11 protein-coding genes are annotated in these 12,719 nt (G+C 32.0%); 2 read left to right on the forward strand and 9 right to left on the reverse strand.

Translation table 11 applies throughout. The features are described from left to right. Positions 1 to 16: 16 nt before the first annotated feature. The 9 genes from CELAL_RS13405 to CELAL_RS13445 form a co-directional block, all read right to left on the reverse strand. Positions 17 to 358 carry a hypothetical protein gene (locus CELAL_RS13405; RefSeq protein WP_013551442.1) on the reverse strand — a complete coding sequence of 114 codons (342 nt, stop codon included), beginning with the start codon at positions 356 to 358 and terminating at the stop codon, positions 17 to 19. A gap of 316 nt (positions 359 to 674) precedes the next feature. After that, positions 675 to 995: a hypothetical protein gene (locus tag CELAL_RS13410; protein ID WP_013551443.1), complete on the reverse strand. Its 321-nt coding sequence runs from the start codon at positions 993 to 995 to the stop codon at positions 675 to 677. Positions 996 to 1,121: 126 nt separating this feature from the next. Next, positions 1,122 to 2,258, reverse strand: a complete 1,137-nt coding sequence (locus tag CELAL_RS13415) for a sterol desaturase family protein (protein WP_013551444.1) — start codon at positions 2,256 to 2,258, stop codon at positions 1,122 to 1,124. Between the two features lie 174 nt (positions 2,259 to 2,432). Then, positions 2,433 to 4,181 carry a WG repeat-containing protein gene (locus CELAL_RS13420; protein ID WP_013551445.1) on the reverse strand — a complete coding sequence of 583 codons (1,749 nt, stop codon included), beginning with the start codon at positions 4,179 to 4,181 and terminating at the stop codon, positions 2,433 to 2,435. After that, positions 4,178 to 5,443, reverse strand: a complete 1,266-nt coding sequence (locus CELAL_RS13425; RefSeq protein WP_013551446.1) for a hypothetical protein — start codon at positions 5,441 to 5,443, stop codon at positions 4,178 to 4,180. The genes CELAL_RS13420 and CELAL_RS13425 overlap by 4 nt, the downstream gene beginning before the upstream one ends. A 20-nt stretch (positions 5,444 to 5,463) precedes the next feature. Next, positions 5,464 to 5,925 carry a hypothetical protein gene (locus CELAL_RS13430; RefSeq protein ID WP_013551447.1) on the reverse strand — a complete coding sequence of 154 codons (462 nt, stop codon included), beginning with the start codon at positions 5,923 to 5,925 and terminating at the stop codon, positions 5,464 to 5,466. 27 nt (positions 5,926 to 5,952) lie between these two features. Next, a complete protein-coding gene (locus CELAL_RS13435; RefSeq protein WP_013551448.1) occupies positions 5,953 to 6,780 on the reverse strand; it encodes a phosphodiester glycosidase family protein in 828 nt (275 codons plus the stop codon). Between the two features lie 124 nt (positions 6,781 to 6,904). Continuing rightward, a complete protein-coding gene (locus CELAL_RS13440) occupies positions 6,905 to 7,999 on the reverse strand; it encodes a DUF6688 domain-containing protein (protein WP_013551449.1) in 1,095 nt (364 codons plus the stop codon). Positions 8,000 to 8,087: 88 nt separating this feature from the next. Then, positions 8,088 to 8,282, reverse strand: a complete 195-nt coding sequence (locus CELAL_RS13445) for a hypothetical protein (RefSeq protein WP_041557732.1) — start codon at positions 8,280 to 8,282, stop codon at positions 8,088 to 8,090. Positions 8,283 to 8,927: 645 nt separating this feature from the next. Between CELAL_RS13445 and CELAL_RS13450 the strand changes: the two genes are divergently transcribed. Then, positions 8,928 to 9,845: a serine hydrolase gene (locus CELAL_RS13450; RefSeq protein WP_013551450.1), complete on the forward strand. Its 918-nt coding sequence runs from the start codon at positions 8,928 to 8,930 to the stop codon at positions 9,843 to 9,845. A gap of 18 nt (positions 9,846 to 9,863) precedes the next feature. Continuing rightward, entirely contained in the window at positions 9,864 to 12,689 is a 2,826-nt protein-coding gene (locus CELAL_RS13455) for an MFS transporter (protein WP_013551451.1), read from the forward strand. Positions 12,690 to 12,719 lie beyond the last annotated feature (30 nt).

A 12,719-nucleotide genomic window follows, 5' to 3' on the forward strand; every position in this document is an offset into this window, starting at 1 on the left:
AAAAATGTTTTTTTAATTAAGCAAGAAAACTAGGAGGGCCCCTTAGAGAAGTGTTGTTGTTATTGAAAGAATTGATAAATTGAGTTGTAAAACTATTGGTTACTTTTAAAGAAAAAGTAGTTTTTACCAACTCGGGATAAGATGAAAGATCATAGGTGAATGAAAAGAAATGAAAGTCGCAAATATGACAATCAAGAGATTTCTGGTGAATATGGGTATTTTGGTTATCCTGATCTTTACAGGTAGTGTGCTCGTGGTTTTCAAAAGAATGTACAAATTGAATAGCTAAAGGCAACATCATAAACAACAGTAGAAATACTGCCGTTAGTGCTTTAGAAATATAATTTGTTTTTTTCATTTTTAGCTATAGCTAGCCGCAAATCTAAAAAACAAATCAACACAGAAAAAATTTATAGCTCTTATTGTAATTCTTTAACTTTTTGTTAAGTTTTAAAGGAAAATCAATTTTTATTAAATTTTGACGCTGTTTATGGAGCCAACATAGCATTTCTAGCTTCGGGGCTATTGTGACTCGTATTGATGATAAAATCATAGCCATTGATATACGTTCTATACTTATTTTGTTCCATTAGCGTACTGACATCTTGTGACAGTTTAATGTTGAAAATTTCAAAAAACTATAGCAGCTATGGTTTCTTTGCTTGAAGTAGCATCTACTTGTACGCCTTGAGAGGCAAAAAAATAGCATAAATCACCTCTTTTATCTGCGGGTACTTGACATCCCATTCGTTTTCATAGGTTTCTATAAATGGGATGATGGTGGCTTGAAATTTTGTTATTTCATCTGTACGAAGCATAATGAGGCCTAATTCTTTTCCACTGATATATACGTTCTCTCCAGAATCTTCAATACGTGCTAAACCGTCACTAATGTTTTGATTTACTTTTCGGGCACTTTTAATATTCCAGCCATCAATTAAATTAATAGTCCATCCTATCTCAGGAGCATGGAAAGTTTTTTCTTCTTTGAACAAGCGTTACTAAATATAACGATTAGGCATAGCATAAGAAGTTTGAATTTCATACTGAAGGTAATAGCTATTTTAAATTAGAGGAATACGAAGATTTTGTACCTATTATTTTGGTGAGTTTACTCCCTATTACCGCTCACTAGGATTCTCAATCTCATTATTTTCAGCTGGGTTTTTTGTAAACGGAAATACAAATTGCCGCGCAAATCCTTTTGGGAATTTTACATCACCTAATCCTGTACTTTCTGGCCAGGTTGTTCCCATAGGATAATAGGTTCCGAAGAGCATATCGATAAATGGAAAATGAATAGCGAAGTTTTTATCATAGGCTTTTGGATCGTCTGAATGATGCCAATGATGGTATTGCGGAGTTACAAAAACATAGCGTAGCAACCCAAAATTTATCCGGGTGTTAGAATGTGCTAAAACTGCCTGGAAAGAAACAATTACAATATACGTGGTAAAGACAGCCGGACTAAACCCAAATACATATAAGGGTAAGAAAGATACTGCGCGCACCACTATTAAATCTACAAAATGGGTTCTAGAACCTGCTAACCAGTCAATGTCTTTGGTAGAATGATGTACGGAATGAAAACGCCATAAATACGGGATTTTATGAAAAAAGTAATGACCTGTATATTGAAATAAATCTGATACCAGTAAGGCTAATAACAGTTGAGGTATAAACCATATGCCTTGAATCCATTCTTGAAAACCAGATAACCCAATGTTAGAAAAAGCCAATACTGCGGGTAACTGTACTAATACTCCCGTAACTTGAATTAGTAAATGACTAATAATAAAATAAACTAAATCTGTTCTCCATTCTTCATGAAATTTTGTTTGTGTTAACCGTTTAGGTAAAAATAATTCCATAGGAATGAATATAACCGCAGAAATTAAAATATCTAGCAAGAGCCAATCCATGCCAATCGTAAAACGCTTGGAGTCTATTTCTTGGTATTCCGGTAATCCATTAGCAAGAAAAATTGATGCAGCGATGAGGATAATCGCATAGAAACCAAGTTTTGTTTTTTTGCTGAGAATAAAACTGGTTAAAGCAAAGGCAAAAGATAAGGTAAGGACTATTAAAAAAGCCCACTTTACATAGCCTGGCTTGTAGAGCGCACGAAAATCTGCTGTAGTTAAATACTCAGGATAGTAAGCACAAATAGTGGTTCCAAAGCAGATTATAGCTAAAAATATCGAGATGTAACCGCTAATTTTACCTTCGCCTATTTTAAGTCTTTTATTTTGATTCATTATAAGTGGTATGTTGGTTGGTATTTTATTTGGTTAAACTTATAACGTAAAATGCTTAAGTTTTGGTATTTATCGTAATTCTTTATTTTTTAGCACCGAAGGACCGCTATGTTTTATTTTTTAGTATATAAAATAAAACATAGCGGTATAGATAGCAATAGAATTTAAAATCTTTTAGTCCTGTTTAGGGATAAGGTCTCCTTTGTAATTATACGTTTTACTTCCATAATCAAACTTATAAATTCTTCTACCTTGATCATCTTTACTTAAAAAATTCATGTAAGATTCTTCAGTGTCTACTAAAACCTTTCCGTTTACGTCTATAAGTTTATATGTTCCATTGAAGCGAGCGGCTGTTATACCATCTTCAAACGGTTCTGCAGTTTCATATTTTGGAGGGATAACGCTTTTCCCTTTCGGGTCTATAAACCCAATAAGATCACCATTACTTACTAAAATTCTGTTATCGGATAATCCATCATAAACTCTAGTAACATTTGGGACTGGTGTTTCATTACCCATCATATCAATAATGAAGTATGAATTATTTCTAAAACCAAAAAGTATTTCACCTACCTCAGTTAGCTTATCATACTTTTTTGGACCTATAGGCTTATAGTTAGAAAAAAATAGTTCAATGGCATCGTTTTCATCTTCTGGTTGAATACCTGCTAATCCATTTTTGTAAGCTACAAGATTATAGACGAGTAGGGTGTCTAAACTTTTGTTTACTCTGTTTAAATGGTAATAATATTCATTATCCTCATAATAATCGCCACTAATGTTTACAAGACTTATGTTGTCATTTTTTATCTTTATTTGATGCGCTCCGTTTGCATTTAAAAATATAAGCGAATCATCAGTACTCATATTAAATAATTCATCTATAGCATTAAAAGGGTGAGTATTGTGTGCTGTAAATTTTACTTTCTCGTTTTCTGTATCCTTACTAAATAATAGTTTTATGGCATCTACGTGTCCATAGAAATAATATTCTCGATGGAAGAGTCCGTCCTTATCATTAAAGTAATCAATATTGTTTAAGTGTTTGCGTAAGTATTTTTGAAAATCTGCGGTACTTTTAAAATCTCCATCATTCAGTTTTTCTTGTACTATTTTCAAATACTTTAACATTTCGCTAAATATACCTTCAGAATCTCCGGGAGCTATAGTATTGCTAGAAGAACCACTTCTATCTATAAGTTTACCTTCCTTATTATATCCTTGAACTACAAATGGTGATGCTATGGTATCTGAGAGGGTAATGTAAGCGTAGTTATTATCCGTTTTTACTAATTTAATCTCACCTCCTTTATAATTAGTTTTATTATTTTTATTGGATACTTCTACACTATCATAATCTTTTATATAAGCTAACTCGTAAGAAATATCAATGCTATCTATAGGTTTAGCGGTACCCCAACCTTCTCTATCAAAACTAAAATCTACCATATAATTTTCAACGCTATCTGTTTTAATTTCGCCAGAGTGATAGTAGATTTTGGTAGGGCTAAAAGTTTGACTGATACCTTGCCCTAATTCTAAAGGTCTTCTTTGATCCGTATTTGTAAATGAAAATTTAAGATGACTTTCATAAGATTCAAAATATTGATCAAATACGACACTATTAAATTGATTCAAGGCGTTATGAATACCAGTAGTATCGATCTTAAATTCTTCTCCATATTTTTCATCCTCTTTTTTGATGCTTTTGATGCTATTAGAAAAAGAACCATCAAAGAAATTTAAAAAAGCTTCAAATTGTTTAATGTTGATATTCATTTCTTCTTTTATTTCATCCAAAGATTTATCATCCAGTGCGGAAATAAACTCGTCTAAATCTTCATTATTTTTTGTCTGCGTTTGTACATTACTGCAGCCAGCTATAATCAAAAATAGCGTTATAAATAATACTTTATTCATTGTCTTATTACTTTAAGTTCGCTAGTTCCCTTGGGTTGGTATAAGAAATAGTTTAATTTTTTACTGTATTTTTTTCCAGTTAATATAAGCATGGCCTCTTTATCTTCAGGGTATACGTATACTAACTTACCACCGTCATAAAATTGAATTTCAATATCCTTAGCTATGGTATATTTATAGCTGTTGTAGGACCATGATACATATTCTTCCCAGTTTTCTCTTGCAGTTTCAAAATCAGTATCAAAGGCTATTTGTTGTGATTCTAGGTCAGACTCGTAAAAGAGGTCATTAATAGCTTGTTCATTATTTGCTAATACTGCCTTTCCAATTTTAGTATAGAGGGCATTAATTTTAGACACTAAATTTTTATCTTTACGTAAGTCAACACCATCTGTCCAAGCTTTTGGATAAAAGGGGAGAACTAAATCATACGTGTTACTAAAATTAACTGGTGTTGTTCCTGATAGCTTTAAGTTATTTATTTCCGCATAAATTTCTTCGGTATCAAAATCATATAATACCGCTGAGAAGTGAGCATCATCATTAAAACGTCCTTGAGAACTATTTTCGTTTTGGGTATTTGGCTTTATGATAAATTCTAAGCTAGATTTTTCATTAGTAATATATTCGTTTAAAAATATTTCGCTATATAGAATTGCATTGGGTATTTTTATACCATTCACTATGATGTCATAATCACAATCTTGCTCCTTAATTTTTAGTATATATTTTGGCGCATTAGGATACGTTTTTATTTCTTTATGAAGGTTTGCTATTGGCAAGTTATAAAGGGTTTTATAGCTTATTGTTAATTCGGCATTATCCTTGTCTCCCATGGCTGCCAAATGTTTCCCGTTTTTTAATTTTACGACTAATTTAATGTCTTGGGTTTCTTGTTTCCAATCAAATTCTATATCGTTAGAGTATCCATCAGAAATTGGGCTTAGTCCATATTTGGCTTCCACGGTTTCTAATATTTTTCTACCTGAATAATTAATAGTATCTGTTGTCAGAATCATATAGTTATCGGTCACTAAGGCCTTCATAATGGGAGTTCCAGCGTAGTGCATCCCTTCAATAGTGAGTTCATTAAAACTATAAACGGTGTCAATCTTTACCTCTTCATTCTCTTTCTGTATTTTATTAAGGAACGTATTAATGTCTGATTTCTGGGTTATTTCTGCAAAGTCATATTTTTCTTGCCCACAGGAGGTAACGGAAATTCCCGTAAGTAAAATAAGTGAACTAATAAATTTTTTCATTGGTTGAAATTTGAATGGTTTTATTTGAACTTTAGGTCTAGATTATCAAAAGCTTTGAATTCCCCCTTTTCTTTACGGATACTTAATAATATGTGTAATGTTTCTGTGTTCCATTCATAGTATATACTAGTATCGTCATCATCATCTATCTCTGGTTCACCATAGCTTTTAATTAAATTGGATACAATGGTTTCATAATCTTCTTTTTCATCAAAAGGTTTTAATTCCATGCTTAAGCCGTTCCAATCATTAGAAAATGAAACTTTATCTATGGGGACCTTATAAAACATTAAAAAACGTTCATCTTCAAACAGAAGATCTCCTGCGTAATTTTCACCACTAGGAATGCCTTTAAAAAAAGCTTTTAAATCTGTTTCTGCAGTAACGTTCTCTAAATTTTTGATTAACCCTTTATAATCAATCTGGGCAAAAGTGAAAAGGCTTGTAAACAGTAAGAGTGTACATGCTAATTTAAGTTTCATAAAATATGAGTTTTTGAGGTTGGATTTTTATTTTTTTGATATTCCAATGACATTTGGGATAGACCAAAATTTAGTGTTATCATCATTCTCGTTGAAATCTGTTTCATAGCTTCCCATTTTTTCAACTTTAGTGCCATTATGGTCCATATAGAATGATGCTTCAGGACCACCTTCTAAATACATCAAATTGTAGACGTCCAGAGAAGAATTCAAGAGGATAGAAATAAAATCATGAACGGAATAGGGAGAGCGAGTAAAAATAAATAGGGCGTTACCTTCCTTATCTTTTCCGATAACCACCATGCTCCATTTTTTAGCTTGTTGTCCCCATTTGTTTTTCTGATTGCAATCTACCATACGAATAGATTGTGTAAATGAGTTGTATTGATCTTTTAATTGATCCCAGTTTTGGCATGTTCTATCTATAATCTGAAATTCAGGAACACTGTCGTTCTTTCGGTTGAAGGCAGCAATAGTATTGTCTTTATTTAAACGTCCATTATTTACAAAATCGAAATTTTTCATGAAACCGACATTCGTCGCAAAATCTTGCATATACATGCCTGCATTTATAACTGCAATTTGATTTTTATCTTCTGCCCATTTTTTTGCAGTTTTAACGCGTGCTCCATTTTCTTTGGCGCTCAGTAAATTAAGGTTGTATAATTTTGGAGAAATCTTTAAAATAGTAATCTTGCTATCTCCATAAGTAGCCTTTTTAGGGGCATCATATTCAGCGTAAAAAAGCCCTTCATCAATTTTGTTCCAAGTAATTTTTTCTTCATCAGAAAAGCTATTAAAAGAAAGTAAGAGTATTGCAATTGAAGCTAAAATAAAGGATAGTAGGTATTTCATTTTGTAAGTTATTATAATTAATCGCTACCGTTTTAAGGTGAATTATTTTTATTCAGAGTAAATATACGCTTACTTTAGATTATACGCTGGACTAAAAGGTAATTACCATGAGTTAGCCCCTTGTTTATGCTGACATAGCATATTGCTTATTAATTTTTAATTCTGGTTTGGAGCAGAATAAATATAGGCTTATTAAAAACACCCATTCTAAAGGTTTCATTGCTAGGTATGTGATGCTTGACCGTTTTGGCGTATTAATTTTCTTTGAAAGGTTGTATCCATATAAATCGTAATTTTTACGAATAATATGGTGGACTCTCGGTGAAAAGTCTTGAATCATTTCTTCAAAAGCATTGGCAATAAGCAATTGTCTGTTTACAATAATTGGTCTGCCATTTCGCTGTCCTAATCGCAATGGCTTTACAATTTCCGGATGTCCAGATGCTGCTACGGTACATAGGTAATGCCCTTTATGATCTAATATTGGTGGGTGTATTTGTTGTGATAGTTTCCACGTAGTTGTTTCTGTAAATACTTTAACTATTGAGTCTGGATCTTGTCCCACTAAAATTAGAAGTAGCGTACATATAAAAAACACAGGAAATAACAATACTATAATCCATAAGGGATGTCTACTTCTTGTTACTAGAAAACTTTGAACACTATTTAAGTAACGGTTTGCATAGGTTTTCTTTAAAGTTTCATCTACCTGTTCTGTAATTGTTTTATAGATAAGGGAACATCCTATAATTAACGCCACAAAAGGAGCAAATAAAAACAGAATATGTTCCGTGTCGCTCACATATATACTTATACTTTCTGTATTGTGCGTAAATGTTTGGTACAAAATAGCAAGATTAAAAATAATTCCTATAGCTATAAAAATTAAAGCTAAAATTAAAGTTAAGGGAGGGAGTTTTTTACTTCTTTTCCAAACCAAAAATAATGCGGTGTTAAAAGCTATGAAATAAAAAATTAAGGTTAAAATATGTTGTTCTGAAAAAGGGCTATAGCACTCCCCATCAACAGGATCAATAGCTTGGTAGTATGGATTACTATGGATAAGCATACCAATTATAAATAGTACAAGCGTAAACACATAAACGGTAGCAATAATTATGTCTAATGGGCTAGCTACTTTATTAGATTTTTTTAAAGCAAACCAGACTAAAAATAAAAAAAGTAAAGAAATTGAAATTATAATTAGAAGAGCTGTCATGAAATAGGATAAAGAATAGAACTTAAAATTTTAATTACTCTGGTAAGAAGGCACAATGTAAATTGGATTATTTGTTAGTTCAAATAAATTATACATCCTTCTTGGATTCTTTTCTATAGCTGAATAGTAGTGCAATAGTTAAAACACTCCAAAAAAGTCTATAGACCCAGATGTCTACAGGGTAACCCAATATTTGTGACCCTTCTGTTATATTCCCAAAAAAACTATAAACGACAATTACAAATGCAAAAATTCCTAGAATAAGTGATATGTATTTTTTCATACTAATTGAAATTATGTCGGCTTTAATTAAGGGAACTATTATTTCTCAAATATAAGATTTTTATTAAGGCTTAATAGGTTTCGTAGTTGCTCTCTTTATAAGATTGGTTTTTACTATACTTTCTTTAAGTGTTTCAGACTTTTTTTTCAAATCCTAATTTTTTTGTAGCCTTGTTTGAAAATTGCCTTACGCATTAAAAAAAATATGCTGTAGCAAATTAAATTATTGCGTTTAAAAATTCCAAATTCAGCTTTTCAGTGCCAATACATATCGCGAAAATCATTAAAAAAAGCTTAGTTTTTTTAATGATAAAGGGCTTGAAAAAGAACAATTAAAAGGTCTTTTTTATCTATCACATTTACGGTCTTAATTAGAACTATTGATGAAATTAGAGTTTTAAATTTTTAAAGAATTAACGCAAACTAAATTATTCCAGAAATGGAGTTGATTTAAATAGTTTAAAATACGTAACTTTAAGTTTTTTAGGTTGTCTAAGCATAGTTTTTTTAACACTTTTAATGCTGTAATTTGTTGTAAACTATAGTGTTATATGGGTATTTATTTTTTTTGAATTATTGAAAATTTAACACTTGACTAAAGGATAAAAAAAATACATTTGACATGATTTAAATCTGTATTTCAATTATGAAGAAGAATTCATTAATACTAGTTTTGTTGCTACTAATTTGCACTTCCGTTTTTGCGCAAGACGAGCTGCCTATTCGTATTCCAGATACAGAAATAAAAAGCCTTCCAAGCTTATATAATAAATCTTTACAAACCAATTTAGAGAAAGAATTAAAAATGAATCCTAAATGGAAGAAATTAATTCTTGAAAAGAAAATGGCCGTTGGTGTAGTAGATTTAAGCGATCCAGATAATACTAGGTTTGCAAGAATCAATGGGAATCATATGATGTATGCGGCAAGTTTACCTAAAATAGCCATATTATTAGCTGCTATGGATGCCATTGATAAAGGGCAATTAAAGGAGACAAAAGAGGTTAAAGATGATATGCGTTTAATGATTAGCAAATCTAACAACCAAGCATCTACTAGAATGATTGATCGTGTTGGGTATAAGAAAATAGAAGATGTCATGACAGATCCTAAATATGCTTTTTACGATGAGCATAAGGGTGGTGGTCTTTGGGTTGGTAAACGTTACGGTAGTGGGGGAGATACGAATAGAGAACCATTAAAAAATTTAAGTCACGCAGCTACAGTTACTCAAGTATGCCGTTATTATTATTTGTTAGCAAACGGAAAATTAGTAAATGAAAAACGCTCTAAGCAAATGTTAGCCATCATGGAAAATCCTGATTTGCATCATAAATTTGTAAACACACTAGATCGAATAGCTCCACATGCACGTTTGTTTAGAAAATCTGGTTCTTGGCGCACTTACCATTCTGATTCTATACTTGTATGGGGAGAGGATCCTGATCGTCGTTATATTTTAGTTGCATTGATTGATGATGCTAGTGGCGAACAGATTATTAGAGATTTAGTGAAACCTGTAGAGAAAGTTTTAAAAAAGAGAATATCTTTGGTTAGTAACTAGTACTGTTTAAAACGTTTCATGTTCCTAAATCTAATAAAAAAAACATTTGATATAAGAGAAGGAGAGTTTAAGATTTCTTTTTACATGTTGGCGTATATTTTTTTGGTAATAGCCTCTTTGCTTATCATCAAGCCAACAGTAAACGCTCTATTTTTATCAGAACTGGGTATTGAAAACCTTCCGTTGGCATTTCTTCTCGTTGCAGCAACTGCTATTATTAGCTCGTATGCGTATTCACGGGCCTTGGCTCGTTATTCCCTAAAAAAAATAATTAGGTTTACCTTATTTGTTTCCATTATTCTAATTGTAGTGTTAGCACTTTTGCTGAGATTTCATTTATTAAATAAATGGGCACTATACTTTTTCTATGTTTGGGTAGCCATACATGCAGTACTTTCTGCCTCTCAGTTTTGGGTCATGGCCAATTTGGTATATAACGCTAGAGAAGCAAAACGCTTATTTGGTTTTATAGGTTCAGGAGCTATTTTAGGCGGAATTTTAGGAGGGTATTTAACCTCCTTATTAGCACCTCTTATAGGAAACGAAAATGTCATTTTTATTGCCGCATTATTTTTGGGGATTTGTATCCTATTACTCAATAAAATATGGAAGGCAAGAGTCATAAAATTAAATACCTTTAAACAAAAGAAGCGCACAGGAGTACGAGAGGTAAAACCAATCACTTTAATTAAAAATTCTAAGCATCTAACTTATTTAGCCGGTATTGTTGGGGTCAGTGTTATTGTCGCAAAACTAGTAGATTACCTGTATAGTGATTTTGCATCGGCAAGCATTCCAGATCCAGATGAATTGGCATCCTTTTTTGCTTTTTGGTTTTCAACCTTTAATTTATTGTCTTTATTAATTCAGTTGTTTTTTACACAACGTGTTGTAGGGGTGTGGGGTGTGGGGTTCTCTTTAATGTTATTACCATTAGGCATATTTGCTGGTGCTGCTTTATTTTTTGTGATCCCAGAACTATCCGTAATTATTTTTATTAAAGCCGTAGATGGGACGCTCAAACAGTCCATTCATAAAAGTGCTACGGAACTATTATCACTGCCATTACCTTTTGATCTTAAAAACAAAACTAAATCTTTTATAGATGTGGTGGTGGATAGTGTGGCAACGGGTATTGCGGGTTTTATTTTAATTTTCGCTATTAAAGGACTAGAATTACCAGTATATTATATCACTTCAATTATTATACTTCTTGTAGGGGTATGGATGTTTTTTATTTATAAAGTTCGGCAAGAATATTTTCAAACTTTTAGGGAGAACCTTGCAGAATTAGCGAACATTAAACTAAAAGATACGACGAATACTAAAAATGTTTCGGTTGTAGCAGGAATGAAATCTGTTTTTAAATCGGGATCAGAAGGTCAGATCTTATTTATGTTACAAAAATTACAAGAAATTAATGATAAACGTTTTATCAAAGAGGTAGAATTACTTGTAGACCATCCATCTGTAAAAGTAAAAACAGCAGCCATTCAAAGTCTTTACTTTTTGAATAGTAATAGCATGATTGCGCAAATACCCACACTATTGCAAAGTGATGATGAAGATTTGGTAGAAGCTACTTTAGCCTATTTGTTATTGCATGCCCAAAAGAATGAAAACATTGTCTTTGATGTTTATTTAGAGGATAAGAAACCATTAATAGCAACAACTGCATTAGTAAGTTTAGCTCGGGAGTCTAGAGATAATTACTCCTTACGAACCAACTATAAACTCCATGATAGAATAAAAAGAGAAATTAGTGTAGTCAAAGAAAATGAAAATGATTTAGAGCGTTTACAACTGCTTTTGAAAACGGTGGGCGCAGCTAATATTTCTGAGTTTCATTATTTTATACATGACTATCTTTTGTACCCTAATGAAGCGGTACAGAAAACAGCAATTATAGCAGCAGGACAAACATTGAGTCCTGAATTTATTCCCTTGGTTGTAGCTTTTTTGCCTAGTAAGAGTTTGCGATATACAACGATTATGGCACTTCAGAATTACGGACAACAGGTGCAACATACGCTGTTAGAAATGATCAAAGCACATACCGTATCTATTGAAATAGCAAGGTTTATTCCCTTAGTTTTTAAAGCGTTTCATTCTCAAGATTCTGTTCGCTGTCTGTTTCAGTTATTAGAAGATAAGGATTTAGCTGTCAGATTAGCTGCTATTCGTGCCTTGAGTGATTTAAAGACAGACTACCCAAATCTTCATTTTAATAATAGTAAAATTGTAGCTAGTATTTATGATGAATGTAAACTGTATCATAATACCCTTTCTGCGATGCACACCCAGATTATTGTTTCATATCGAAATAGAAAAAAATCAAAAGAGATTATTTCAGAAGCAGAAAGAGATGCTCGTGCTAGTTTGTTAGAATTGTTAGAACGTAGGTTAGATGCAGGTTTAGAACGTATTTTTAAACTCTTAGGTTTAAAATATAAGCAGAATGATATTACTATTGCTTATGCTGGTTTGGTAAGTGAAAAGCAAGAAGCAAGAACTAATGCTATTGAGTTTTTAGACAATTTACTTTCAGGAGAATTAAAGCGAAAATTACTGCCCATTATAGAGAGTAGTGCAGTAGATGTAACTTCAGAAGAAGTAATTCATCAATTTAAGCAAAAAATAGGCACAGAGTTAGAGTGCTTTCAGTTGCTTTTAGAAGCAAATGATCAAAAACTAAAACTTGCTGTTTTCTTTTTGATGGGAAAACAGCAAGACAAGAAATATCTTCCTTTACTTAAAAAATACTTAGAAGAGGATAACTTTAAAATTAGGTCTTTTGCACAAGAAGCAATTGATGAATTAGAGAACGTCAAGAATGAACTATAGGGTGCTTTTTGGGCTTTAATATCACGAAAC

Origin of the sequence: Cellulophaga algicola DSM 14237 (assembly GCF_000186265.1) — a bacterium.
Lineage (GTDB): Bacteria > Bacteroidota > Bacteroidia > Flavobacteriales > Flavobacteriaceae > Cellulophaga > Cellulophaga algicola.

Excerpts from the sequence above, each read along its gene's own strand:
- CELAL_RS13450 (WP_013551450.1), top strand. The coding sequence starts at position 8,928 with ATGAAGAAGAATTCATTAATACTAGTTTTGTTGCTACTAATTTGCACT.
- CELAL_RS13435 (WP_013551448.1), bottom strand. The coding sequence starts at position 6,780 with ATGAAATACCTACTATCCTTTATTTTAGCTTCAATTGCAATACTCTTA.
- CELAL_RS13415 (WP_013551444.1), bottom strand. The coding sequence starts at position 2,258 with ATGAATCAAAATAAAAGACTTAAAATAGGCGAAGGTAAAATTAGCGGT.
- CELAL_RS13445 (WP_041557732.1), bottom strand. The coding sequence starts at position 8,282 with ATGAAAAAATACATATCACTTATTCTAGGAATTTTTGCATTTGTAATT.
- CELAL_RS13425 (WP_013551446.1), bottom strand. The coding sequence starts at position 5,443 with ATGAAAAAATTTATTAGTTCACTTATTTTACTTACGGGAATTTCCGTT.
- CELAL_RS13405 (WP_013551442.1), bottom strand. The coding sequence starts at position 358 with ATGAAAAAAACAAATTATATTTCTAAAGCACTAACGGCAGTATTTCTA.
- CELAL_RS13440 (WP_013551449.1), bottom strand. The coding sequence starts at position 7,999 with ATGACAGCTCTTCTAATTATAATTTCAATTTCTTTACTTTTTTTATTT.
- CELAL_RS13455 (WP_013551451.1), top strand. The coding sequence starts at position 9,864 with ATGTTCCTAAATCTAATAAAAAAAACATTTGATATAAGAGAAGGAGAG.
- CELAL_RS13420 (WP_013551445.1), bottom strand. The coding sequence starts at position 4,181 with ATGAATAAAGTATTATTTATAACGCTATTTTTGATTATAGCTGGCTGC.
- CELAL_RS13430 (WP_013551447.1), bottom strand. The coding sequence starts at position 5,925 with ATGAAACTTAAATTAGCATGTACACTCTTACTGTTTACAAGCCTTTTC.